Below are 24,124 nucleotides of genomic sequence, written 5' to 3' on the forward strand. Positions count from 1 at the left end.
ATCAGCGTGCGAAGTACCCGCGGTAGTACTCGTACACCCATCCGACGATGGCGATGACGAAGACCAGGAATCCGACGGGGACGAGCCAGCTACCGACAGCGAGACCGATCACGGCGATCGCGGCGGAACCGGCCAGGACGATGGGCCACCACGACCACGGGCTGAACTCGCCCATCTCGGGGTCACCGTCGTCGATGTCGGCCGTCAGAGTGTCCTCGGGCAGCTCGCCGTTCTGTGCCTTGAGCACGCGGCCGATGTAGAAGGCGATCATGGTCGACATGAGGCCGAGGAAGGCCAGGGCGACCGTTCCGACCCACTCGACGCCACCGTGCTGGAGCAGGCTCCACACGGTGTAGACGCCGGCGATCACGAACGCGAAGACGGCCAGGAGCCACCAGAGTCCGACATTGGTACGCATCGTTACTTGACCTCTCCGGCAGCGGCGTCGACAACAGGCGCGTCGGGGGCATCCTTGGCCGGACCCACACCGACCGGAATGCCGGCCTCGGGGTGGTTCAGGTCGAAGGCGGGGCGCTCGCTACGGATACGCGGGATGGAGGTGAAGTTGTGACGCGGCGGCGGGCACGAGGTGGCCCACTCGAGCGACGCTCCGTAGCCCCACGGGTCGTCGACCGTCACGCGCGGCGCCTTGCGCGCGGTGATCCAGACGTTCAGCAGGAACGGGATCATCGACGCACCGAGGATCATCGATCCCACCGTCGACAGCTGGTTCTCCCACGTCCATCCGTCTGCGGCCGCGTAGTCGGCGTAACGACGCACCATGCCGTCGACGCCCAGCCAGTGCTGGATGAGGAAGGTCATGTGGAAGCCGACGAACAGCATCCAGAAGTGCACCATGCCGAGACGCTCGTTGAGCATCTTGCCGGTCCACTTCGGCCACCAGAAGTAGAAGCCCGCGAACATCGCGAACACGACGGTTCCGAAGACGACGTAGTGGAAGTGCGCGACGACGAAGTACGAGTCCGACAGGTGGAAGTCGAGCGGGGGCGACGCGAGGATGACACCGGTCAGACCGCCGAAGACGAACGAGACCAGGAAGCCCAGGGCGAAGACCATCGGGGTCTCGAAGGTCACCGAGCCGCGCCAGAGCGTACCGATCCAGTTGAAGATCTTCACGCCCGTCGGCACAGCGATCAGCATCGTCATCAGGGCGAAGAACGGCAGCAGCACGCCGCCCGTGACGTACATGTGGTGGGCCCACACGGCCACCGACAGCGCGGCGATCGCGATCGTGGCGTAGACGAGGGTCTTGTACCCGAAGATGGGCTTGCGGCTGAAGACCGGGAAGATCTCGGAGACGATGCCGAAGAACGGCAGCGCGATGATGTACACCTCGGGGTGACCGAAGAACCAGAACAGGTGCTGCCAGAGCAGGACGCCGCCGTTCTCGGGGCTGTAGATGTGCGAGCCGAGCACGCGGTCGGACGCGGCGGCGAAGATGGCCGCGGCGAGCACGGGGAACGCCAGCAGGATCAGGATGCTCGTGATCAGCGTGTTCCACGAGAAGATCGGCATGCGCCACATGGTCATGCCGGGCGCGCGCATCGTGAGGATCGTGGTGATGAAGTTCACCGCGCCGAGGATCGTGCCGAAACCGCTGATGCCGAGTCCCAGCATCCAGAGGTTTCCACCGACGCCCGGCGAGAAACTCGCATTGGCGAGCGGCTGATAGGCGAACCATCCGAAGCCGGCCGCACCCTGCGGGGTGAGGAAGCCGGAGACGGCGATCGTGGATCCGAACAGGAACAGCCAGAAGGCGAAGGCGTTCAGACGCGGGAACGCCACGTCGGGAGCACCGATCTGCAGCGGCAGCAGCGCGTTGGCGAAGCCCGCGAACAGCGGCGTCGCGAACATGAGCAGCATGATCGTGCCGTGCATGGTGAAGAGCTGGTTGTACTGCTCTTTCGTCGGGATGATCTGCATGCCGGGCTCGAAGAGCTCGGCGCGGATGATCAGCGCCATGACGCCACCGAGCATGAAGAACATGACGGAGGCGATCAGGTACATGTACCCGATGGTCTTGTGGTCGGTGGAGGTGATCCACTTGACGACCAGGTTGCCCTTCTGCTCAACACGCGTGGTGCTCAGCAGTGCGGCTTGACGCGGCGGGAGAGTCGTGGGGCGCGAGGCCCCCTTCTCCTGGAGCGGAAGCGTCGTGGCCATGATCACTCGTTCCCTTCGGTGCCGGCCGTGCTCAGGTTCTGCAGGCGCGACAGGTCGCTGATGTCGCCCACGTCGCCGGCCGAGCGCAGCGAGTCGAGGTAGTCCTCGTACTCGGCGTCGCTGACGACCTTGACGTTGAAGAGCATGGCGGAGTGGTATTCACCGCACAGCTCGGCGCACTTGCCCTCGTACGTGCCCTCACGAGTGGGCGTGAACGACCACTCGTTGTCACGGCCGAGGTACATGTCTTTCTTGTAAAGGAAGTCGATGATCCAGAACGAGTGGATGACGTCGCGCGAGCGGAGGTCGATCTTGACCGTCTTGTTCACCGGCAGGTACAGGGTGGGCACGTCCTGCAGGTCGTAGCCGTCGGACGTGGCCTTGGCCTGGACACCCATCGAGTAGACGGCGTCGGAGTTGTCTTCCTGCGTGCCGTTGTACTGGAAGTCCCACGCCCACTGCTTGCCGTACGCCGTGATCGACACATCGGGGTCGTCGTACTGCGTCTCGAGCGTGTTCTGGTCGCGCGCCGTGAAGGCGAAGAAGCCGACGACCAGGATCAGAGGAACGATCGTGTAGAAGATCTCGACCGGCATGTTGTAGCGCAGCTGGACCGGCAGACCGGACTGCCCCTTGCGCCGGCGGTACGCGATGACCGACCACAGCATGAGGCCCCAGGTGACGACACCCACGGCGAGGAGCACGATCCACGAGTTGACCCACAGACCGGCGACCATGTCGGTGTGGTTGGTGGCGGGCGTACCGTCATCGACGAAGCCGGGCAGGAAGCCGTGGAGCTGTGTCGTGGTGCAGCCGGACAGGAGCGCAACCGAGGCGATCCCGACGGGGAGCGCAGCCCAGCGAAGGCGACGTTTGGAGGGCACAGTGCACCTTTCCGGGTCGTGGATGAAGCTTTGACAGTCTACGGCAACCTCTCACCGTTCTCAGGCCATTCGTCCAGTGCCGAGACATCGAGAACCCCCGGGTTCCGCGGTGTGATCCGGGGTCCGGGGGTTCTCGATGTGGCGCCGTGAAACGGCGGCTGAGATCAGTGGAAGCTGTCGCCGCAGGCGCAGGAACCGCCGGCGTTGGGGTTGTCGATCGTGAAGCCCTGCTCCGAGATCGTGTCCTTGAAGTCGATGTTCGCACCGTCGAGGTACGGAACGCTCATGTCGTCGACGATGACCTCGACGCCGTCGAAATCGGCGACCTTGTCACCGTCGAGGTAACGCTCGTCGAAGTAGAGCTGGTAGATGAGTCCGGAGCATCCGCCGGGCTGAACGGCCACGCGCAGACGAAGGTCGTCGCGACCCTCCTGCGAGAGCAGGCTCTTCACCTTGTCGGAGGCGGCGGCGGTGAGGCCGACACCGTGCTCGCGGGTCTCGGCGGAAGACGACAGTGTGGTGTCGGTCATGGCGATGCCCTTCGGTTGATCGGTCGCGGGGACGTGACGAGTCTACGCCCGCCACGGCCCCGCGGTCCGCTCAGACGGTGCGCTCGTTCAAACGCGTCAGCAGGAGGGCCTCCGACACCAGGGCGTTGCGGAACGTGTCGAGGTGCAGCGACTCGTTCGGGCTGTGCGCGCGAGCGTGGGGGTCCTCGACACCGGTCACGAGAATCTGGGCGCTCGGGAACTCGCGGACGAGGTCGGCGATGAAGGGGATCGATCCGCCGACGCCGACGTCGACCGAGTCCACGCCGTACCCGTCGGCGAACGAGGCGCGAGCGTCTTCGACGGCCCATCCGCTCGTGTCGACGAGGAACGCGTCGCCGCAGTCGACGTCGGTGAACTCCAGCTGCGCGCCGAACGGCGCATGGGCGCGCAAGTGAGCCTCGATCGCCCGGTAGGCCTCGTGGGCGTCCTGCCCCGGGGCGACGCGGGCGCTGATCACCACGCGGGTCTGCGGGGCGAGGGTGTTCGACGCCGAGTCGACGGGCGTGGCGTCCCAGCCGGTGATCGTGACCGACGGCTTGTTCCAGATCCGGCTGAGGATGGCGTCGCGGCCGATCGGCCGCACCCCGTCGAGCAGTCCCGACTCGGCGCGCAGGGTCTCTTCGCTGTAGTCGGGCGTGGGGGCGTCGCGCTCGAGGAGACCGTCGACGGCGACGGCGCCGTCGTCGTCCCACAGCGTCGCGAGCAGCTTCACCGTGGCGAGCATGGCATCCGGGACGGCGCCGCCCATCATGCCGGAGTGCGATGCGTGCTCGAGGGTGCGCACGGTGAGCGTGAAGCGCGCGTTCCCGCGGAGCGACACCGTGAGACCGGGGGTGCGGTCGTCCCAGTTGCCCGAGTCGGCGACGACGATCACGTCGGAGCGCAGCACCTCGGCGTTGTCGGAGAGGAACTGCCCGAACGAGCGCGAGCCGTACTCCTCTTCGCCCTCGATGAACACCGCGATGCCCAGGTCGAGGTCGTCTCCGAGGACTTCGCTCACGGCGCGGATGGCACCGACGTGGGCCATGACCCCCGCCTTGTCGTCGGCGGCGCCGCGGCCGTAGAGGCGGCCGTCGCGCACGGTGGGTTCGAAGGGCGGTGAGTCCCACAGGGCTTCGTCGCCGGGAGGCTGGACGTCGTGGTGCGCATAGAGAAGAACGGTGGGCCGACCGTTGCGAGCGGCGCGCGACGCCAGCACGGCGGGCTGTCCCATCTCGTCGGTGCCGGGGATCGCGGCACGCGCGACCTCGACGGAATCGAAGACGCCGGTGCCCCTCAACAGGGCGGCGACGGCGTCGGCGCTCTCGACGAGGGCGGACTGATCGAACGACGGCCACGCGATCGACGGGATGCGTACGAGGGAGCCGAGATCGGACAGGGCGGCGGGGATGCCGGCGTCGGCTGCGCGATGCACAGCCTCGTGCCGGGACAGGTCGGGGGTCATGCGGGTAATCTTAGATCTCCCGATCCGCGAACTGCCGAGGTAACCCGTGGCCAAGTCCCCCGCCCCCGCCCCCAACGACACCCCCGTCGAGCCGACGGTCCTCGGATCGGGCAAGGGTCGCGCGACCCCGTCGCGCGCCGAGCAAGAGGCCGCCCGCAAGCGCCCGCTCGTCCCCGACACCAAAGAGGCCAAGGCCCGCGCCCGAGCCGAGCTCGCCGCCCAGCGCGAGAAGGCCCGCGTCGGCATGGCCGCCGGCGAGGAGCGATACCTCCCGGTGCGCGACCGCGGTCCGCAGCGCCGCTTCGGACGCGACTTCGTCGACGCGGGCTGGCACCTCGGTGAGGGCGTCATGCCGTTCATGGTCCTCGTGATCGTGGCGACGCTGATCCCCGTCGCGTTCTTCCAGTACTGGTCGTTCGTGGCGCTGTGGATCTTCATCCTGTTCGTCGTCGGCGACATGATCATCACCTCGATCCGCGTCAAGCGCGCCGCGAAAGAGAAGTTCGGCGAGAGCAAGCTCGAGAAGGGTCTCGGCTGGTACGCGGCGATGCGCACCGTGCAGATGCGGTTCATGCGTCTGCCCAAGCCGCAGGTCAAGCGCGGGCAGTACCCCGTCTGACACGACCGATCTCCTCGAAGCGGCGCGCCTCCGGGCGTGCCGCTTCGTCGTTTCCGGGGCCACCACCGGCGCGCTCCGGGTCAGCGAATCGCAGCCCGCGCACTCCGGGTCGGCAAATCGGAGCCGGCGCGCTCCGGGTCAGCGGCGCGCGGCGAGACCGCGGCTGATCTGCCGGGCCCACAGCGGACCGCGATACAGGAAGCCCGTGTAGCCCTGCACCAGCGTCGCGCCGGCGGCGAGGCGGTCGCGCACGTCGTCGGCGGTCTCTACTCCCCCGGCCGAGATGACCACGAACTCGGCCGGAACGGCGGCCCGCACGAGTCGGAGCACCTCGGCGGCACGCGCTCTGAGGGGCGCCCCCGACAGGCCACCCGCTCCCGCTGCCTCGACCTTCGCGGCATCGGTGGAGAGCCCCGAACGCGAGATGGTGGTGTTGGCGGCGATGATCCCGGCGAGTCCCGCATCGACCGCGAGGCGCGCGATGTCCTGCACCTCGGCGTCGTCGAGATCCGGAGCGATCTTCACCAGCAGCGGGGTGTCGCCCGCGGCATCCCGAACCTCCGTCAGCAGGGGGCGGAGCGTCTCGACCGCTTGCAGCCCGCGGAGGCCGGGGGTGTTCGGCGACGACACGTTCACCACGAGGTAGTCGGCCAGCGGCGCCAAAAGGCGGGCGCTGCGCACGTAGTCGGTGGCGGCGTCGTCGACGGCGACCACGCGGCTCTTGCCGATGTTGACGCCGATGACCGGACGACGCCGCGCACGACGCAGCCGCCGCAGCTTCGCCGCCGCCGCCGCTGCGCCGTCGTTGTTGAACCCCATGCGGTTGATGACCGCACGGTCGGCGACGAGGCGGAACAGACGCGGACGGGGGTTGCCGGGCTGCGGCAGCGCCGTGACCGTTCCGACCTCGACGTGTCCGAACCCGAGCGCGCCGAGTCCCCGCACCATGGTGACGTTCTTGTCGAAGCCCGCCGCGACTCCGAACGGCGAATCGAAGTGCAGTCCGAGCGCATCCACTCCGTGGCCCGCGGGGGGCGCCGTGAAACGACGGACGACGGATGCCACCGGCTCGACGCCCGCGACACGAATCACGAGCGCACCGAGGTGGTGGGCGAACTCGGGGTCGAGGCGGGTCAGGACCGTGCGGAAGAGAAGGGGATACATCCCCGCCAGGTTACTGGACGTCGTCGCTGTCGTCGGGCACCGCGGTCGGTCGTGCCGCGTGGTCGGCGCGCAGCTGCGCGATGGCCGCGTCGAAGTCGTCGAGCGAGTCGAACGCCTGGTAGACGCTGGCGAAGCGCAGGTAGGCGACCTCGTCGAGCTCGCGGAGCGGTCCGAGGATCGAGAGGCCGATCTCGTTGGCCTCGATCTGCGACGACCCCGTCTGGCGGATGGCCTCTTCGACCTTCTGGGCGAGCACGGCGAGGTCGGCGTCGGTGACGGGTCGACCCTGACAGGCCTTTCGGGCACCCGACATGACTTTCTCGCGGCTGAAGGGTTCGACCACGCCCGAGCGTTTGATGACGTTCAGGCCGGCCGTCTCGACCGTCGAGAAGCGCCCACCGCAGTTGGGGCACTGACGACGCCGACGGATGCTGAGGCCGTCGTCGCTCGTGCGCGAATCGATGACGCGGGAGTCGGGGTGGCGGCAGAACGGGCAGTGCATGACGGCGCCAGACTACGCGTCGAAACGCGCGGTCACGGCCTCGCCGTGCGCGGGCAGCGCCTCGGCCTCGGCGAGGACGACGATGGCGTCGCGCACCTGGGCGAGCGCCGCGCGGTCGTACTCGATGACCTGCTGGGGTCGCAGGAACGTCGACGCCGACAGCCCGGCTCCGTACCGGGCCTGTCCCCCGGTCGGCAGCACGTGGTTGCTGCCCGCCAGGTAGTCACCGAGGCTCACCGGCGTGTAGGGACCGACGAAGACGGCACCCGCGTTGACGAAGTCCTCGGGGCGGGGGTCGGACAACTGCAGCTCGAGGTGCTCGGGCGCGTAGGCATTGCTGAACGCGGTGGCCTGGGCGATGTCGTCGACGAGCACCACGGCCGACTGCGGACCGTCGAACGCGGCGATGACCCGGTCCGTGTGGCGGGTGGCGGCGACCCGGTCCGGCAGCGCCGCCCGCACGGCGTCGGCGAGCTCGACGGAGTCGGTGACGAGGACGGCCGAGGCCTGCTCGTCGTGCTCGGCCTGGCTGACGAGGTCGGCGGCGACCAGATCGGGGCGCGCCGAGGCATCGGCCACGACGAGGATCTCGGTCGCACCGGCCTCGGAGTCGGTTCCCACCCGGCCGGCGACCGCGCGCTTGGCCGAGGCCACGAAGTTGTTGCCCGGTCCGGTGACGACATCGACCGGGTCGAGACCGATCTCGGCCACGCCGTACGCGAAGGCGCCGATGGCACCGGCCCCGCCCATCGCGTACACCTCGGTGACGCCGAGCAGACGCGCGGCGGCCAGGATCACGGGGTGCACACGCCCCCCGAAGGCCGACTGCGCGGGAGAGGCCAGCGCCACCTCGCGCACGCCCGCGACCTGCGCGGGAACGACGTTCATCACCACGCTCGACGGGTAGACGGCCTTCCCGCCCGGAACGTAGAGACCGACGCGGCGCACGGGTTGCCACCGCTGCGTGACACGCGCGCCCGCGCCCAGCTCGGTGACCACGGGGGCCGGAATCTGAGCGGCGGATGCCGCGCGCACACGCGAGATCGCCTCATCGAGGGCGGCCCGGATCGCCGGGTCGAGATCGCGCAGGGCCTCGTCGAGGTGCGCGGCGGGCACGCGGATGACGTGGTCGCTGACGCGGTCGAAACGGGCGGCCTGTTCGCGGAGCGCCTCTTCGCCCCGTCGCGCGACATCGTCGACCAGACGGGCGGCGGTGGCGAGGGCCTCATCGCGGGCGGCCTCGGCCCGCGGAACCACAGCGAGGAGCTCGGCCGGCGAGAGCACGCGGCCGCGGAGATCGATCGTGCGAAGCATGAGTCCAGGCTACCGGCCGCCCGCGAGCCGCTCCGCGCGCGGCGGGCGGCTCGCAGGCGGTCCTCAGCCGCGCGGGTCAGCCGCGGGTGACGCCCGAGACGTCGTGGAGGTAGCCGATGCGACCGTCGTCGTGACGGATGACGAACGTCTCGCCGCGGTCCTCGACCACCAGGGCCCAGGCGGTCGGCCCGACCCGGAAGATGGGCGTGCCGTAGTCGTCGACGACCTCGCGCTCGACTGGGGCCAGCGCCCAGAAGGCCTGGGCGTGGTGTGGTGCGTGCCGGTGGTCGTCCTGAGCATCGTGGCTCGGCGCGTCGGACGCGTGATCGTGCCGGGGATCTTCGTCGCGGACTCCACGGCCATCGTGGTCGTCGCCGCGGAGGGGAGCGAAGACGTCGGTGTCGTTGTGGTCGTCGGCGTGCGTGGGGAGCACGCTGGTGGCCGGGGCGCCCTCGTGCGTCAGGTCGGTCGAACCGGTGTAGCTGCCGGGCACCGGCGCCTCGTCGTGCGCCGACGCGGAGTCGGGGCGCGACCCGTCGTGGTCGTCGGTCACGGGCGCACCGGCGGCGACGTGCACGGGCCGCGGGGTGCGCGGGCGCGGCACGACCGGGCGGATCGGGCGCGCGTTGCGGTGCGCGGCGACCTCGTCACGACCGCGGAAGTCGCGCGAGAACGGCGGGATCCACGGACCCGCCACGGTGAGCACCACACCCGCGAGAAGGAGCACGGCCTCGACCCAGACCACCCAGGAGCGCGTCCAGATGCCCGTGTCACCGAACACCGCGACGGTGTCCCACACCCACGCGACCCACACGAGGGCGGAGATCGAGAACGCCACCGAGGCGAACTGGTCGATCCCGAGCGAACCGACGCGACGAATGCCCTGGGGCGACAGGCGGCGCAGCGCGATCAGACCGACCGCCGCTGTCGGCAGAGCCATCGCCGGGATCCACCACAGCCCCGAAGACCACACGTTGACCCCACCGACGAGCACTCCCGACGGTGAATCGAGGATGTTGGTGCGGAAGAACGAGACGAAGAAGGCGAGGATCCACGTGCCCAGCAGTGCGACTTCGCGGACCGAGAACGGTCCGACACCGAACTGCGGTGCGTCGCCCGGGTTCGCGGTGCCGCCGACGGCGGACGCGTGGCGCGGCGCGCCCTCGTCGACGCGGTCGCCGGTGGAGGCACGCCCGGCGTCGCCGTGCGGGTCGTCGCCGTCGGATGAGGGGTTCGCCGCCCCATCCCGCGCGTGGTCCGCGGCGTCGGGGGAAGCGTGGTCGAGGGAGACGTTCTCGGAGGAGGCGTCGGCAGCGGAGGCGCTGTCGGAGAAAGCCGTGTCGGCGGAGGCGGACGCGTCGTACGCCGGGGCGTCCGGCGCGAAGATCTCGTCGACGTCGCGGGCGGTGCCGGGAGTACCCGGCGCCGTCGCGCGGTCGTGGGGGGTGTGATCGGTCACGGTGGTCCTTTCCGAAGGGCGGCGGAACGCCCGGTCATCGTAACCAGCGGGGGTTCGGCACCGCCGGGGATTGCGGCGCGCCCGTTTCGGCGCGCGAAGTGGTCGTCAGCCGAGGCAGTTGGGGCCGAGCAGACCCTTGAGCTCCCCGAACAGATCGGCGGTCACCCGCACCGGCATCGGCACCTCGAAGACCTTGGCGGTGCTGCCCTTGTGGAGTTTGAGAACGACCTCTGTGCTGCCTGAGTGGCGACGCAGCATCTGCGCCAGTTCTCCGACCAGCGCCTCGCTCGCCCGCTGCTCGGGCACCATCAGCGTGAGCCCGCCGGTCTCGTCGAGACCTTCGAGATCGGGCGCGAAGGCGCTCTGGGCGTGCAGGTTGAGACCGTCATCGCGTCGCGATACGCGCCCTCGGATGACCATGATGCCGTCGGCCACGAGCGCCGGCGAGAACTCGGCGTACGTCTTGCCCATGAACATCACGGTCACCTCACCGTTGAAGTCCTCGATGGTGACCATGCCGTAGGGGTTGCCGCTCTGCTTCGCGACGCGGTGCTGCACGCTCGTGAGCAGACCCGCGACGGTGACCTGGTCGCCGTCCTGGACGTCTTCGGAGGCCAGCAGGTCGTGGATCGAGGTCGACGCGTGCTTGGCCAACGGCACCTCGAGCCCGGCGAGCGGGTGATCGGACACGTACAGGCCGAGCATCTCGCGCTCGAAGGCGAGCTTGTCCTTCTTCGTCCATTCCGGCCGCTCGGGAACCTTCTGCACCTGCTGCGGTTCGTCCCAGAGCGAGTCGAAGTCGAACCCGACCTCGCCGTTGGCTTCTCGCCGCTTGTCGAGCACGGCGCCCTCGCAGGCGTCCTCGTGCACCTCGATGAGCGACCGTCGCGTCGACCCGAGCGTGTCGAAGGCCCCGGCCTTGATGAGCGACTCGACGGTGCGCTTGTTCGCCACGTGCACGGGCACCTTGGACAGGAAGTCGTGGAACGAGGTGTACTTGGCGTCTTGGCGCGCCGAGACGATGCCGTCGACGACGTTGGTGCCGACGTTGCGGATCGCGCCCAGACCGAAGCGGATGTCTTCGCCGACGGCCGCGAAGAACCGGATCGACTCGTTGACGTCGGGCGGCAGAACCTTGATGCCCATGCGACGGCACTCGTTGAGGTACACCGCCATCTTGTCTTTCGAGTCGCCGACGCTCGTCAGCAGCGCGGCCATGTACTCGGCCGGGTAGTGCGCCTTGAGGTAGGCCGTCCAGTACGAGACCAGACCGTAGGCGGCGGTGTGCGCCTTGTTGAAGGCGTAGTCGGCGAACGACTCGAGCACCTTCCACAGCGTCTGCTGCGCGGCGTCGCCGAACCCGCGCTCGGTCATGCCACCGAAGAACGTCTCTTTCTGCTTGTCGAGCTCGCTCTTCTTCTTCTTGCCCATCGCGCGACGCAGCAGGTCGGCCTGGCCCAGGGTGTACCCGGCCACGCGCTGCGCGACGGCCATCACCTGCTCCTGGTAAACGATCAGCCCGTACGTCGTGTCGAGGATGTCGGCGAGGGGCTCCTCGAGTTCGGGGTGGATCGGCTCGATCTCTTGCTGCCGGTTCTTTCGCAAGGCGTAGTTGATGTGCGAGTTCACGCCCATGGGGCCGGGGCGGTACAGCGCGAGCACCGCCGAGATGTCCTCGAAGTTGTCGGGGCGCATGAGCCGCAGAAGCGAGCGCATGGGACCACCGTCGAGCTGGAACACGCCGAGCGTGTCGCCGCGGGCGAGCAGCTCGTACGAGGCCACGTCGTCGAGTTCGAGGTCTTCCAGCACGAGGGGGTGCCCGCGGTTGGCCTCGATGTTGTCGAGGGCGTCGTTGATGATGGTGAGGTTGCGCAGCCCCAGGAAGTCCATCTTGATCAGGCCGAGCGACTCGCACGCGGGGTAGTCGAACTGCGTGACGATCTGGCCGTCCTGCTCGCGGCGCATGATCGGGATGATGTCGATCAGCGGCTCGCTCGACATGATGACGCCGGCCGCGTGCACGCCCCACTGGCGCTTCAGGTTCTCGAGGCCGAGCGCGGTGTCGAAGACCGTCTTCGCCTCGGCGTCGGTCTCGATCAGCGTGCGGAACTCGCTCGCCTCTTTGTATCGCGGGTGCTCGGGGTTGAACATGCCGTCGAGCGGCATGTCTTTGCCCATCACGGCGGGGGGCATGGCCTTGGTGAGCCGGTCGCCCATGCTGAAGGGGAAACCGAGCACGCGCCCGGCGTCTTTCAGCGCCTGCTTGGCCTTGATCGTGCCGTACGTGACGATCTGCGCGACGCGCTCGTCGCCGTACTTCTCGGTGACGTACTGGATCACCTCGCCACGACGACGGTCGTCGAAGTCGACGTCGAAGTCGGGCATCGAGACGCGGTCGGGGTTGAGGAAGCGCTCGAAGATGAGGCCGTGCTGCAGCGGGTCGAGGTCGGTGATCTTCATCGCGTAGGCGACCATGGAGCCCGCGCCGGATCCACGGCCGGGGCCGACGCGGATGCCGTGGTCCTTGGCCCAGTTGATGAAGTCGGCGACGACGAGGAAGTAGCCCGGGAACCCCATCTGCAGGATGACGCCGGTCTCGTACTCGGCCTGCTTGCGCACGGCGTCGGGGATACCGCCCGGGTAGCGGTCGTGGAGGCCGTTCTCGACCTCTTTGATCATCCAGCTGTCTTCGGTCTCGCCCGCGGGGACCGGGAAGCGCGGCATGTAGTTGGCCGAGGTGTTGAACTCGACCTCGCACCGCTCGGCGATGAGCAGCGTGTTGTCGCAGGCTTCGGGGTTGTCGCGGAACACCTGCCGCATCTCGGCGGGCGACTTGACGTAGTACCCGTCGCCGTCGAAGCGGAAGCGCTTGGGATCGTCGAGCGTCGATCCCGACTGCACGCACAGCAGCGCCGCGTGACTCGTGGCGTCGTGCTGGTGGGTGTAGTGGAGGTCGTTGGTGCCGACCAGGGGGATGTCGAGGTCTTTGGAGATCTTGAGCAGATCGCTCATGACGCGACGCTCGATCGAGAGTCCGTGGTCCATGATCTCGGCGAAGTAGTTCTCTTTGCCGAAGATGTCCTGGAACTCGGCCGCCGCGGCGCGCGCGGCCTCGTACTGCCCGAGTCGAAGACGCGTCTGCACCTCGCCCGAGGGGCACCCGGTGGTGGCGATGAGCCCCTTGCCGTAGGTCTGCAGCAGCTCGCGGTCCATGCGGGGCTTGAAGTAGTAGCCCTCCATGCTCGCCTTGGACGACAACCGGAACAGGTTGTGCATGCCCTCGGTGGTCTCGGACAGCAGCGTCATGTGCGTGTAGGCACCGGAGCCCGAGACGTCGTCGCCCTGCTGCTCGGGGGTGCCCCAGCGCACGCGGGTCTTGTCGGAACGATGGGTGCCCGGCGTGACGTACGCCTCGATGCCGATGATCGGCTTGATGCCGGCGTCTTTCGCGGTCTTGTAGAACTCGTAGGCCGCGAAGGTGTTGCCGTGGTCGGTGACGGCGATGGCCGACATGCCCTGCTTCGCCGCTTCTTGGACCATCGGTCCGATGCGGGCCGCACCGTCGAGCATCGAATATTCACTGTGAACATGAAGGTGAACGAAGGAGTCTGCTGCCACGTACCGAGTGTACGTTCGGCCTCCGACATCGGTTCCGGAAGTTCGCGGCGGACGCCCAGTTCGCGTGTCGTCCCCGGGCGCGTCGCCGGGGTCCGGCATCCTGTTCGCGCCCGACGTCGAGATCAGATCGAGTCGGAGAGGATCTCGAGCGCGCTCGCGAGATCGGCGGGGTACGGCGACTCGAACGACACCCACTCCCCCGTACCGGGGTGGCTGAAGGCCAGCCGATGCGCGTGCAGCCACTGCCGCGTCAGCCCCAGGCGCGCCGACAGGGTCGGGTCGGCGCCGTAGAGCGGGTCTCCCGCGCACGGATGCCGGTGCGCGGCCATGTGCACACGGATCTGGTGCGTGCGTCCGGTCTCGAGATGGATCTCGAGCAGCGACGCGCGAGGGAACGCCTCGAGGGTCTCGTAGTGCGTGACCGAGTCTTTTCCGTCGGGGGTCACGGCGAACTTCCACGAGTGGTGCGGATGCCGCCCGATGGGTGCGTCGATCGTTCCCGCGAGGGGGTCGGGGTGCCCCTGCACCACCGCGTGGTAGATCTTCTCGACCTCGCGCTCTTTGAAGGCGCTCTTGAGGAGTGTGTACGCGCGCTCGGTCTTGGCGACGACCATGAGCCCGCTCGTACCGGCGTCGAGACGATGAACGACGCCCCGGCGCTCGGCCGGGCCGCTGGTGGCGATGCGGAAGCCCGCCGCGGCCAGGGCGCCGAGCACCGTGGGCCCGTCCCACCCGACGGAGGGGTGCGCGGCGACACCCGCCGGCTTGTCGACCACGACGATGTCGTCGTCGTCGTGGACGATCCCCAGATCGGGCACGGCGACGGGGATGATCTCGGGGTCGCGCTTGGGCTCCCATTCGACGCTCAACCAGGTGCCCGCGCGCAGGCGGTCGGACCGGCCGGCGGGGCGACCGTCGACACTCACTCCCCCGGCGTCGGCGACCTCGGCGGCGAAGGTGCGGGAGAACCCCAGCATCTTGGCGAGCGCCTGGTCGACGCGCGTTCCGTCGAGCCCGTCGGGGACGGGCAGGCTCCGCGACTCCATGTCAGCGCGTGCCCGTGTCGGTCGACGCGTCGACGACGCCGTCGTCGGCAGCCGCCTCGGCGGCGCGCGACGCGCGGGTTTCACGGGTGCCGTCGAGTCGTAGACCCGAGAGGACGAGGATCGCCACCGAGATCATCATCGACACGATGAAGATGTCGGCGACGTTGTAGATGGCCGGCATCATCCACGGGGTGGAGATGAAGTCCACGACGTGGCCGACCGGGAAGCCGGGCTCGCGGAGCAGGCGGTCGGTGAGGTTGCCGAGGACACCGCCGAGGAGAAGGCCGAGCACGACGGCCCACAGGCGCGAGCGCACCCGTCGGACCGCGAGGTACGCGATGACCACCGCGACCACGGCCAGAGCGATGGTGAACACCCAGGTCACGCTCTCGCCGAGCGAGAAGGCGGCTCCGGGGTTTCGGACGAGGTAAAACTGCAGGGCTTCACCGATCACCGGGACGACGCGCTCCGGGGGGAGGTTGTCGATGGCGACGGTCTTCGCCAACTGGTCGGCGGCCAGCACCACCACCGCGAGAATCGCGATGACGATGCCGGCCGCCGCCGGACGCAGAGGAGATCGACTGCGCAAAGAGTGGTCCTACAGACCGATCGCCGACACCGGCGTCGAGCCCGAGGACGATGCCGTGGTGTCGAGGTCGCGGAGCTGACCCTCGATGTAGGAACGCAGCTGCGAGCGGTAGTCGCGCTCGAAGTTGCGGAGCTCGGTGATGCGTCCCTCGAGCGTGGTGCGCTCCTTCTCGAGACGGGCGCGCTCCTCGCGGCCCTTCTGCTCGGCCTCGGCGACGATGGACGCCGCCTGTGCCTGCGCCTCGCCGATGAGCTGGTCGCGCTGGGCCTTGCCCTCGGCGACGTGCTCGTCGTGCAGACGCTGAGCGAGCTCGATGATGCCGGCGCTCTGGGCCACGGGGGCCGCGTCGTCGGCGGTGGACGCTGCGGGCGCGGCGGCGACGGGAGCCGGAGCCGGCACCTCGGAGACGACGGGCTCCTCGACCTGGGCGGTCTCGGCCACCGGAGCGGCAGCGGCGGGCGCGGCCTCACCGGACTCGAGAGCGGCGAGCTTCGTCTTCAGCTCTTCGTTCTCAGCGATCGTCTTGCGCCACTCGACGACGATCTCGTCGAGGAAGTCGTCGACCTCGTCGGGGTCGAAGCCCTCCTTGAAGCGGACGTGCTGGAACTGCTTGGTGACGACGTCATCGGGGGTCAGTGCCATGGTGTTTCCTCTTTCGAGAGCTCTGAGTCGGAACTGTTAAGGGTGTCGCACCGGGGCGTACCGCTTCGGAACAGCATAGCCGTAGCCCTTCGTCGGTGTCGAAGGGCGACGGCTATGGATGTCAGGCGGCCGCGAGCGACCGGGTGACGCTGAGAAGCATGAAGCAGACGAACAGGGTGATCGCGAAACCGAAATCGAACGCGATACCCCCGATGCGCAGGGGCGGAATGATGCGGCGGATCAGCTTGATCGGCGGATCCGTCACGGTGTAGACGATCTCTGCGGCCACCAGGGTGGCGCCACGCGGACGCCATTCCCGGTTGAACATCGGGATGTACTCGAGCACGAGGCGCGCGAGAAGCAGGACGATGTAGATGAACAGGATCGCGCTGAGGATCGAGCCGACCAGGCTCAGTACGGCCACGAGGGGTTACTGGGGCGCGAAGGGCGCACCCTCGGGGTCGGCCTGCGCGATCGCTCCATCGCCGGAGACGGCGATGTTCTCGGGCGAGAGCAGGAAGACCTTGCTCGTCACCCGCTCGATACGGCCGTACAGCCCGAGCGACAGGCCGCTCGCGAAGTCGATCAGGCGACGCGCGTCGGCGTCGCTCATCTGCGACAGGTTGATGATGACCGGGATTCCCTCGCGGAAATTCTCGGCGATCGTCTGCGCATCCCGGTACTGCTTGGGGTGCACGGTGAGGATCTCGCTGACGGGGCCCACCGAGGGCTGACGCACCACGGCGGGACGGTGCAGCGGGGTCACCGGAGCAGCCTTCTCGACCGGGGCCGTCTGCTGAGGCTGCTTCCGCGCAATGGGCTGCGGCGCAGTCTCCTCATAGGTCTCTTCCTCGTCGGCGAGGCCCAGGTACACCATCGTCTTCTTGAGGGGGTTCGACATCGCATCCTCCGTTCGCTCGTCTGATCCGAGGCTAGTCGCGCGGGGGCCTCGGGCCCGTGATTGCGGAACCGATCCTCAGGTGTGTCGCGCCCATTGCCACGGCTTCCGGGAAGTCACCGGTCATTCCGGCCGAGATCCAGTGCGCGTCGTCGACCACCCGACGCACGGCGTCGGACGAGCGGCGCAGACGCTCGAAGGCGCGAGCGGCCTCTTCGTCGAGCGGCGCGACGGCCATGACACCCCGCAGGCGCACCGTCTCGAGCCCCGCGACATGGGCGGCGAGCTTCTCGACCCCGTCGGGCTCCACCCCTCCGCGACCGACGTCGTCGGTGAGGTTGACCTGCAACAGGACGTCCAGGATGCCGTCGCCCTCGGCCGCGTCGAGGGCGTCGGCGATCCGCGTCCGGTCGACGGAGTGCACGGCGTGCGACGCCGCCCGCACCGCGCGGGCCTTGTTCGTCTGCGCCTGCCCGATGAAGTGCCAGACGAGCCCGTCGAGCCCGCCGGTCTCGGCGCGCTTGGCGGTGAGCTCCTGCTGGCGGTTCTCCCCCACGTCGCGTACCCCGAGGGCGTACAGGTCGGCGACGAGCGACACGGGGTGGAACTTCGTCACGACGATCCGCGTGATGTCGTGCGGGTCGCGATGGGCCGCGCGGGCGGCATCCGCGATGCGGGCGTCGACGGCGGCGAGGCGATCGGACAGGGCGGCATCCATGGTGCTCCTTCGACGACGCAGCGGGCCCGGTGATCACCGGACCCGCTGAATCGAACGCTCGTGCTTACTTGAGGAAGTCCGGCACGTCGAGGTCGTCGTCGGCGTAACCGCTGTCGTACGACGTCTCGGGAACGCGGGCGGCGACCGGGGCCGGCTCCGGGCGACGCTCGGGGGCGCGCTCGGCGGGGCGATCGGTCGAGGCCTTCTGCTCCTCGGCGGCGTCGAGGTCGCGCGCGACGTCGTCGCTCGGGATCACGGGCACCACGGGGGCGGCGACCGAACGCTGCGCTCCGACGGCGTCGATGCGCAGCGAGGGCTCTCCCCCGTCGAATCCGGCGGCGATGACCGTGACACGCACCTCGTCGCCGAGGGTGTCGTCGATGACCGTTCCGAAGATGATGTTGGCCTCGGGGTGCGCGGCCTCCTTCACCAGCTGGGCGGCGTCGTTGATCTCGAAGATGCCGAGGTTCGATCCGCCCTGGATCGACAGCAGCACACCGTGCGCACCCTCGATCGAGGCCTCGAGCAGGGGCGATTCGACGGCGAGCTCGGCGGCCTTGATGGCGCGATCCGCTCCCCGCGCCGAGCCGATGCCCATGAGGGCCGAGCCCGCACCCTGCATGACCGACTTCACGTCGGCGAAGTCGAGGTTGATGAGACCGGGGGTCGTGATGAGGTCGGTGATGCCCTGCACACCGGCGAGCAGCACCTGGTCGGCGGTCGCGAAGGCCTCGATCATCGAGATGCCGCGGTCGCTGATCTCGAGCAGACGGTCGTTGGGGACGACGATGAGGGTGTCGACCTCCTCCTTCAGGCGTCCGACGCCGGCCTCGGCCTGGCTCTGTCGGCGACGCCCCTCGAAGGAGAACGGCTTGGTGACCACACCGATGGTGAGGGCGCCGATCGACTTGGCGATCTTGGCGACCACCGGCGCACCGCCGGTGCCCGTGCCGCCGCCCTCGCCCGCGGTGACGAAGACCATGTCGGCGCCGCGCAGCGCCTCTTCGATCTCTTCCGCATGATCCTCGGCGGCGCGACGGCCGACCTCGGGGTCGGCGCCGGCACCGAGGCCGCGCGTGAGCTCGCGTCCGACGTCGAGCTTGACGTCGGCGTCGCTCATCAGCAGCGCCTGTGCGTCGGTGTTGATCGCGATGAACTCCACGCCGCGCAGGCCGAGCTCGATCATGCGGTTGACGGCGTTGACGCCGCCACCGCCGACGCCGACGACCTTGATCACAGCGAGGTAGTTCTGGTTGTGGCTCATGCCGGCCTCCGTTTGTCCCCGAACCCGAAACTTTAAACCTCATGTTGAGGGTTAAAGAATTGCCCGGTATGCAATTCCTTAGCTCGAAGGTATGCGGCCAGCCCGACGCCACCGGGGCGACACGCGGGGCGCCCGACGATCATCGGGAAAATCCCTTCGGCGCGCGCGGACGCGGCAGCGGTCGCGCGCAGACGGTCGCGGAGACCGAGGCGGAATCAGCGGACGACGCCCGCCTCGGGCGAGGTCACGTCGTACTCCTTCGTGCGGTCGGGCGGGCTCTTCGCCATCAGTCGGTCGAGAACGACGGCTTTCTCGGCCGAGCGGTCGGAACTGCCCCACGCCACACGCGATCCGGTCGCGCCGAGCGTCAGCGTGACGTCGTCGGGGGTCGAGGCCGACACCCCGGTCACCTGCGCGCGCACGGCATCGGGCAACGCCCGCATGACGCGCCCCGCCGCGCGGAACGCGTCGGAATCGGTGCCGCCGGCGATCTCGAGCAGCGGCTGGCCCGCGGGCGCGTCGGGCGTGGTCGACAGGGCGACGCCCGCGGCATCCACCACCGTGAAGCCGGCGGTGCTCTGCAGCACGCCGATGGGAGTGCGTTCCACCACGCGCACGACGAGGTCGTGCGGGGGCCGCGCCTCGAGCGTGTACGACTCCACGAGCGGGAAGCGCACCAGCGCCGCCTTCACGGCGCTGTCGTCGACCAGCGCCAGGGGCGTACCGACCTGCCCGTCGAGGGCGTCGGTGACCGCGGCGACATCGAGCTGCGACGCGCCCACGACCTCGATGCGCTCGACCGCGAACAGGGGGCTGTACGCCGCGCCCGCCGTGCCGAGCACCATGACGAGGAACGCCGCCGCCACCCCGATCCACACGCGCCGGCGCCGACGCTGACGCACCGTGAAGCGCCGCACCTCGGCGGAGAGCGCACGACGACGGGCGCGCGAGGCACGCCAGACGTCGCGCAGGCTCGCGCCCTCGGCATCCGGAGCCGCCACGAACGACGCGGAGCCGGTCGGCTCGGAACCGTTCGCATACGAGACGCTCGGCCGCACGAGCGGCACCACGGGCGCGGTCTCGTCGGCGGGATCGGGATGCCGCGTCGGCGGTGCGGAGACGGGCTCGTCGACCCGCCGGCGGGAGGGCTGCTCCGACGCCGGGGGCGGGGGCAGGGGCGACGGCCGGCGCACGCTCAGACCGCCGCGGCCTCGGTGCGGGAGAGCGCCTCGAGCACCTGCGGGATGATCTGGTAGACGTTGCCGCACCCGAGGGTGATGACGTAGTCGCCGGGGCGGGCGATGTCGGCCGTGTAGTCGGCGGCCGCCTGCCAGTCGGGCACGTAGTGCACGTGCGCCGGATCGGCGAAGGCGCCGCTGACGAGTTCACCCGTCACTCCCGGCACCGGGTCTTCGCGGGCGCCGTAGACGTCGAGCATGACGGTGTGGTCGGCGTGCGTCTCGAGCACCTCGGCGAACTCGCGGTACATCTCCTGCGTGCGCGAGTACGTGTGCGGCTGCTGGATCGCGATGATGCGCCCCTCGCCCACGACCGTGCGCGCGGCGGAGAGGGCCGCGGCGACCTCGGTGGGGTGGTGCGCGTAGTCGTCGTAGACGCTGACGCCCTGCGACACCCCGTGCAACTCGAAGCGACGCACCGTGCCGCCGAAGCCCTCGACGGCGCGGGCGGCGGCGGCGAGCGGGTGGCCGAGCACGCGCAGCACCGCGACGGCCCCCGCGGCGTTGACCGCGTTGTGCGCACCGGGGACGCGCAGCTGCACCTCGACGCTCTCGCCGTCGGCGGTGAGCGTGAAGGCGACGGGGCCGTCGGTGCGGATGCCGGTCAGCCGGACGTCGGCGGAGGGATCCTCGCCGAAGGTGACGACGTGGGCGTGCGTGATGCGCTCGCGCACCGCGCGGGCGCCGGCGTCGTCGGACGAGATGACCACGGCCTCGCGCGCGGCATCGGCGAAGCGGGCGAAGGCGGCGTCGAACGCATCGCGCGAGCCGTAGTGGTCGAGGTGGTCGGGATCCACGTTGGTGATGAGCGCCACGGAGGTGTCGTACAGCTCGAAGGTGCCGTCGGACTCGTCGGCCTCGATCACGAACAGCTCGTCGCCCCCCGTGCCGCTGGAGGCGCCGAGGTCGGCGATCACTCCGCCGTTGACGAATGTCGGGTCCTCGTCGAGGGCACGCAGCGCCGTGACGATCATGCCGGTCGAGGTGGTCTTGCCGTGCGCGCCGGCGACCGATACGAGACGGCGACCGCCGATGAGCCAGTGCAGCGCCTGCGAGCGGTGGATGACGTGCAGCCCCCGCTGCTTCGCCGTGACGAACTCGGGGTTCTCGGGCCAGATCGCCCCCGTGTGCACGACCGTGTCGGCGTCGCCGAGGTGCGCCGCGTCGTGGCCGACGTGCACCGTGGCTCCGCGCGCGGCGAGGTCGCGCAGCGCGGCGCTGTCGGAGCGATCGGACCCGGAGACCCGGATGCCGCGGTCGAGGAACATGCGCGCGAGTCCGGACATGCCCGAGCCGCCGACACCGATGAAGTGCGCGGAGGAGATGGACTCGGGGAGGGGGAGACTCAGGTCGGGTCTGATCATGGCGAATGCGAGTTTACGTCGCCCACCCGGGGCCCAGGCCTCGGCGCGCCCGGGAGCGTGCGTCAGCGGCGATCGGTCGGCGTGCGGCCCCTCAGCGGTCGGTCGCGCCCGCTGGGCGGGCGCCGCGCGCCGCGCGCGGGAGCACCCGCACCCGGTGTCAGCGGGCGAGCGCCTCGTCGACGAGGGCGATGACGTTCTCGGTCCCGACCCGGATGCCGGTGCGTGCGGCCGCGGAGCGCATGGTGTTGCGGCGCTCGTCGTCGCGCAGCAGCGGCACCACCTCGCTCCGCACGCGCTCGGGGGTGAGGTCCGCGTCGTCGACGAGCAGGGCGGCACCCGCGCGGACCGCCGCCGCGGCGTTCAGCCGCTGCTCGCCGTTGCCGACGGCGTAGGGCACGTACACGGCGGGGATGCCGAGAGCGCTGATCTCGCTCACGGTGGCCGCACCCGAGCGAGAGACGATGAAGTCGGCGAGGGCGAACGCGAGGTCCATGCGGTCCACGTACCGCACGACGGCGTACCCGTCGACGCCGGGGTCGGGCAGGTCGGAGTTCTGCCCGGTGACGTGCAGCAGCTGCCAACCGGCGTCGAGCACGTCTCGCCATGCCTCGCCGAACGCCGCGTTCAGTCGCAACGCCCCGAGCGAGCCGCCGAAGACGAGGAGCGTGGGGCGGGCGGCATCCAATCCGAAATGGGTGGCGGCCTCGTCGCGGAGGGCCGCGGGGTCGAGCTCGACGATCTCGCGCCGCAGCGGCATGCCCACCACGCGCGCGCCGCGCAGCGGTGTGCCCTCGAAGGCCACACCCACCCCCGCCGCCCCCCGCGCTCCGAGCACGTTCGCCAGCCCCGGCTTGGCGTTGGCCTCGTGCACCACGAAGGGCACCCGCTCGCGGCGCGCCGCGACGTACGCGGGGGCTGCGGCATAGCCGCCGAAGCCCACCACGACGTCGACACCACGCTCGCGGATCAGGCGGCGCACCACCGCGACCGCTCGCAGGAACTGGGCCGGGAACACGGCCGCTGCCCGGTTGGGTCGACGCGGGAACGGCACCTTCGCCACCGTGAGCAGCTCGTAGCCCCGCAGCGGCACGAGGCGGGCCTCGAGACCCTCGCGGGTGCCCAGCACCAGCACGTCGGCCGACGCATCGCGCGCGCGCAGACCGTCGGCGACGGCGAGGAGGGGGTTCACGTGCCCGGCGGTACCGCCGCCGGCGAGGAGGTAAGTCGTCACCGTACGACCCTAGCCAGAACCGCGGAGCGTTCCGCGCGGGGCGGACGCCGGGTGGGCTGTTCGCCTACTCAGAGATGCGGGAGCGCGTTCCGGACGGCGCGGTGCAGCCCGGCGCCGGCTCCCCGCGTCTCAGCGCGTGCGGGTCTTCGTCGCCGGGGCGGTCGCCGCACGGCGCCGCGGGGCGCGCGCGGGAAGCTCGGCGACGGCGCGCCGGTCGGGCAGCGTGCGCGCGCACGACAGCAGCACGCCGCAGGCGATCAGCACCGACAGCAGCGAGGTTCCGCCCTGCGACATGAACGGCAGCGGCACACCCAGCACGGGGAACACGCGCAGCACGACCGCGACGTTGATCAGGGCCTGGCCGATGATCCAGATGGTGATCGCGCCGCACACGATGCGCACGAACGGGTCGTCGGTGCGGCGGATGATGTGGAACGCCCCCACGGCGAAGAGGGCGAACAGCGCGAGCACGACGATGCAGCCGATCAGACCGAGCTCCTCGCCGACGATGGCGAAGATGTAGTCGTTGGCCGCGGCCGGGAGCCAGTCGTACTTCTCGGCCGAGTTGCCCAGGCCCACCCCGAACACTCCCCCGGCGGCCAGACCCCAGATGCCGTGCAGCGGCTGGTAGCAGTCGCCGAGGTAGTTCGCGATGCAATCCTGGTCGAGGAAGCTCATGATGCGCCGCATGCGGTCGGCGCTGGTGATGGCGAGCAGCGCCACCGCCCCGATCGCCCCGATCGCCGGCAGCAGGAAGATGCGCAGTCGCACCCCGGAGAAGAACAGCGCCCCCAGCAGCACGAGCACGAGGATCATCGCGGTGCCGAGGTCTTTGCCCCCCATGACGGTGGCGATGACCAGCGCCGCCACCGGCACGATCGGGATGAACACGTGGCGCCAGTTGCCGAGCAGCGTCTGCTTGCGGAAGAGCACGTAGCCCAGCCACAACGCCAGCGCGAGCTTGAGGAACTCGGCGGGCTGCGCCTGGATACCCGCGAGGTTGATCCAGTTGCGGTTTCCGTTGGCCGAGATACCCAGCGGGGTGAAGACCAGCAGCTGGAACATCGTGGCCAGGATCAACGCCGGCCACGCCATGCGCTTCCAGAACTTCAGCGGGGCGCGGCTGAGCACGAACATCAGGGGGATGCCGATGACGGCGAACACGCCCTGCTTGAGCACGTGCTCGAACGGGCTCTGCGCACCGTCGAGAGCCGACGTGGCCGACAGCACCATCACCAGGCCGAAGCCGGTGAGCAGGAGCGCCGCCGACGTGATGAGCAGGAACTCGCTCGGCACCGGCCGGAAGGCCCGACCGAGCGACACCCGCGCCGCGAGACCCGCGCGGGCGGGCTCGTCGGGGGTCTGCCGGGAACGAGGCGCCGTCGTGGTCACGCG

At 69.7% G+C, this 24,124-nt stretch carries 22 protein-coding genes; 1 reads left to right on the forward strand and 21 read right to left on the reverse strand.

What is annotated here, in order from left to right:
- Position 1 precedes the first annotated feature (1 nt).
- The 5 genes from IFU40_RS08790 to IFU40_RS08810 form a co-directional block, all read right to left on the reverse strand.
- Positions 2 to 418 carry a cytochrome c oxidase subunit 4 gene (locus tag IFU40_RS08790; protein ID WP_055835591.1) on the reverse strand — a complete coding sequence of 139 codons (417 nt, stop codon included), beginning with the start codon at positions 416 to 418 and terminating at the stop codon, positions 2 to 4.
- A gap of 2 nt (positions 419 to 420) precedes the next feature.
- Positions 421 to 2,184, reverse strand: a complete 1,764-nt coding sequence (gene ctaD / locus IFU40_RS08795; protein ID WP_055835588.1) for an aa3-type cytochrome oxidase subunit I — start codon at positions 2,182 to 2,184, stop codon at positions 421 to 423.
- Between the two features lie 2 nt (positions 2,185 to 2,186).
- Complete coding sequence (gene ctaC, locus IFU40_RS08800) at positions 2,187 to 3,068, reverse strand: aa3-type cytochrome oxidase subunit II (RefSeq protein WP_082509361.1); 882 nt, start codon at positions 3,066 to 3,068, stop codon at positions 2,187 to 2,189.
- A 164-nt stretch (positions 3,069 to 3,232) separates the two neighbouring features.
- The gene (locus IFU40_RS08805; protein ID WP_055835582.1) at positions 3,233 to 3,598 is read right to left on the reverse strand and encodes a HesB/IscA family protein; all 366 of its coding nucleotides are present in this window, start codon (positions 3,596 to 3,598) and stop codon (positions 3,233 to 3,235) included.
- Between the two features lie 70 nt (positions 3,599 to 3,668).
- Positions 3,669 to 5,063: a dipeptidase gene (locus tag IFU40_RS08810; protein ID WP_055835579.1), complete on the reverse strand. Its 1,395-nt coding sequence runs from the start codon at positions 5,061 to 5,063 to the stop codon at positions 3,669 to 3,671.
- 46 nt (positions 5,064 to 5,109) lie between these two features.
- On the opposite strand from IFU40_RS08810, the gene IFU40_RS08815 reads away from it, so the two are divergent.
- Positions 5,110 to 5,682 carry a DUF3043 domain-containing protein gene (locus IFU40_RS08815; protein WP_055835576.1) on the forward strand — a complete coding sequence of 191 codons (573 nt, stop codon included), beginning with the start codon at positions 5,110 to 5,112 and terminating at the stop codon, positions 5,680 to 5,682.
- 138 nt (positions 5,683 to 5,820) lie between these two features.
- Here the strand turns inward: IFU40_RS08815 and IFU40_RS08820 are convergent, their stop codons facing one another.
- The 16 genes from IFU40_RS08820 to ftsW all read right to left on the reverse strand — a co-directional run bounded on the left by IFU40_RS08820 (position 5,821) and on the right by ftsW (position 24,121).
- A complete protein-coding gene (locus IFU40_RS08820; RefSeq protein WP_191926100.1) occupies positions 5,821 to 6,846 on the reverse strand; it encodes a quinone-dependent dihydroorotate dehydrogenase in 1,026 nt (341 codons plus the stop codon).
- A gap of 10 nt (positions 6,847 to 6,856) precedes the next feature.
- A complete protein-coding gene (gene nrdR, locus IFU40_RS08825; RefSeq protein WP_191926101.1) occupies positions 6,857 to 7,348 on the reverse strand; it encodes a transcriptional regulator NrdR in 492 nt (163 codons plus the stop codon).
- 12 nt (positions 7,349 to 7,360) lie between these two features.
- Complete coding sequence (gene hisD / locus IFU40_RS08830) at positions 7,361 to 8,662, reverse strand: histidinol dehydrogenase (RefSeq protein WP_055937405.1); 1,302 nt, start codon at positions 8,660 to 8,662, stop codon at positions 7,361 to 7,363.
- 76 nt (positions 8,663 to 8,738) lie between these two features.
- Positions 8,739 to 10,121 (reverse strand): hypothetical protein, encoded by a 1,383-nt coding sequence (locus tag IFU40_RS16800; RefSeq protein ID WP_249404158.1) that lies wholly within the window; start codon positions 10,119 to 10,121, stop codon positions 8,739 to 8,741.
- Positions 10,122 to 10,226: 105 nt separating this feature from the next.
- Positions 10,227 to 13,691, reverse strand: coding sequence for a DNA polymerase III subunit alpha (gene dnaE / locus IFU40_RS08840; protein WP_070408123.1), 3,465 nt, complete (start codon positions 13,689 to 13,691; stop codon positions 10,227 to 10,229).
- 170 nt (positions 13,692 to 13,861) lie between these two features.
- Complete coding sequence (locus IFU40_RS08845; RefSeq protein WP_055937398.1) at positions 13,862 to 14,785, reverse strand: RluA family pseudouridine synthase; 924 nt, start codon at positions 14,783 to 14,785, stop codon at positions 13,862 to 13,864.
- Position 14,786: 1 nt separating this feature from the next.
- Complete coding sequence (gene lspA / locus IFU40_RS08850; RefSeq protein WP_055937395.1) at positions 14,787 to 15,374, reverse strand: signal peptidase II; 588 nt, start codon at positions 15,372 to 15,374, stop codon at positions 14,787 to 14,789.
- 9 nt (positions 15,375 to 15,383) lie between these two features.
- Complete coding sequence (locus IFU40_RS08855; RefSeq protein WP_055937393.1) at positions 15,384 to 16,016, reverse strand: DivIVA domain-containing protein; 633 nt, start codon at positions 16,014 to 16,016, stop codon at positions 15,384 to 15,386.
- Positions 16,017 to 16,137: 121 nt separating this feature from the next.
- Positions 16,138 to 16,440 (reverse strand): YggT family protein, encoded by a 303-nt coding sequence (locus IFU40_RS08860; RefSeq protein WP_055835550.1) that lies wholly within the window; start codon positions 16,438 to 16,440, stop codon positions 16,138 to 16,140.
- 6 nt (positions 16,441 to 16,446) lie between these two features.
- The gene (locus IFU40_RS08865; RefSeq protein ID WP_055835547.1) at positions 16,447 to 16,917 is read right to left on the reverse strand and encodes a cell division protein SepF; all 471 of its coding nucleotides are present in this window, start codon (positions 16,915 to 16,917) and stop codon (positions 16,447 to 16,449) included.
- A 31-nt stretch (positions 16,918 to 16,948) separates the two neighbouring features.
- Entirely contained in the window at positions 16,949 to 17,632 is a 684-nt protein-coding gene (locus IFU40_RS08870) for a YggS family pyridoxal phosphate-dependent enzyme (protein WP_191926102.1), read from the reverse strand.
- Between the two features lie 64 nt (positions 17,633 to 17,696).
- Entirely contained in the window at positions 17,697 to 18,896 is a 1,200-nt protein-coding gene (gene ftsZ / locus IFU40_RS08875) for a cell division protein FtsZ (protein WP_055835541.1), read from the reverse strand.
- A 215-nt stretch (positions 18,897 to 19,111) separates the two neighbouring features.
- Complete coding sequence (locus tag IFU40_RS08880) at positions 19,112 to 20,089, reverse strand: FtsQ-type POTRA domain-containing protein (RefSeq protein WP_191926103.1); 978 nt, start codon at positions 20,087 to 20,089, stop codon at positions 19,112 to 19,114.
- A 2-nt stretch (positions 20,090 to 20,091) separates the two neighbouring features.
- Positions 20,092 to 21,498: a UDP-N-acetylmuramate--L-alanine ligase gene (murC, locus tag IFU40_RS08885; protein ID WP_055835535.1), complete on the reverse strand. Its 1,407-nt coding sequence runs from the start codon at positions 21,496 to 21,498 to the stop codon at positions 20,092 to 20,094.
- A gap of 157 nt (positions 21,499 to 21,655) precedes the next feature.
- Positions 21,656 to 22,729 carry a glycosyltransferase gene (locus IFU40_RS08890; RefSeq protein WP_191926104.1) on the reverse strand — a complete coding sequence of 358 codons (1,074 nt, stop codon included), beginning with the start codon at positions 22,727 to 22,729 and terminating at the stop codon, positions 21,656 to 21,658.
- Between the two features lie 129 nt (positions 22,730 to 22,858).
- Positions 22,859 to 24,121 (reverse strand): putative lipid II flippase FtsW, encoded by a 1,263-nt coding sequence (ftsW, locus tag IFU40_RS08895; protein WP_070408128.1) that lies wholly within the window; start codon positions 24,119 to 24,121, stop codon positions 22,859 to 22,861.
- Positions 24,122 to 24,124: the final 3 nt, after the last annotated feature.

The organism is Microbacterium sp. CFBP 13617 (assembly GCF_014839445.1).
Taxonomy (GTDB): domain Bacteria; phylum Actinomycetota; class Actinomycetes; order Actinomycetales; family Microbacteriaceae; genus Microbacterium.

What these genes read in the sequence shown, in the direction of transcription:
- IFU40_RS08790 (WP_055835591.1), bottom strand. Translation starts at nt 418, where the DNA reads ATGCGTACCAATGTCGGACTCTGGTGGCTCCTGGCCGTCTTCGCGTTC.
- ctaD (WP_055835588.1), bottom strand. Translation starts at nt 2,184, where the DNA reads ATGGCCACGACGCTTCCGCTCCAGGAGAAGGGGGCCTCGCGCCCCACG.
- IFU40_RS08805 (WP_055835582.1), bottom strand. Translation starts at nt 3,598, where the DNA reads ATGACCGACACCACACTGTCGTCTTCCGCCGAGACCCGCGAGCACGGT.
- IFU40_RS08810 (WP_055835579.1), bottom strand. Translation starts at nt 5,063, where the DNA reads ATGACCCCCGACCTGTCCCGGCACGAGGCTGTGCATCGCGCAGCCGAC.
- IFU40_RS08820 (WP_191926100.1), bottom strand. Translation starts at nt 6,846, where the DNA reads ATGTATCCCCTTCTCTTCCGCACGGTCCTGACCCGCCTCGACCCCGAG.
- nrdR (WP_191926101.1), bottom strand. Translation starts at nt 7,348, where the DNA reads ATGCACTGCCCGTTCTGCCGCCACCCCGACTCCCGCGTCATCGATTCG.
- hisD (WP_055937405.1), bottom strand. Translation starts at nt 8,662, where the DNA reads ATGCTTCGCACGATCGATCTCCGCGGCCGCGTGCTCTCGCCGGCCGAG.
- dnaE (WP_070408123.1), bottom strand. Translation starts at nt 13,691, where the DNA reads ATGCTCGACGGTGCGGCCCGCATCGGACCGATGGTCCAAGAAGCGGCG.
- IFU40_RS08845 (WP_055937398.1), bottom strand. Translation starts at nt 14,785, where the DNA reads ATGGAGTCGCGGAGCCTGCCCGTCCCCGACGGGCTCGACGGAACGCGC.
- IFU40_RS08855 (WP_055937393.1), bottom strand. Translation starts at nt 16,016, where the DNA reads ATGGCACTGACCCCCGATGACGTCGTCACCAAGCAGTTCCAGCACGTC.
- IFU40_RS08865 (WP_055835547.1), bottom strand. Translation starts at nt 16,917, where the DNA reads ATGTCGAACCCCCTCAAGAAGACGATGGTGTACCTGGGCCTCGCCGAC.
- IFU40_RS08870 (WP_191926102.1), bottom strand. Translation starts at nt 17,632, where the DNA reads ATGGATGCCGCCCTGTCCGATCGCCTCGCCGCCGTCGACGCCCGCATC.
- ftsZ (WP_055835541.1), bottom strand. Translation starts at nt 18,896, where the DNA reads ATGAGCCACAACCAGAACTACCTCGCTGTGATCAAGGTCGTCGGCGTC.
- murC (WP_055835535.1), bottom strand. Translation starts at nt 21,498, where the DNA reads ATGATCAGACCCGACCTGAGTCTCCCCCTCCCCGAGTCCATCTCCTCC.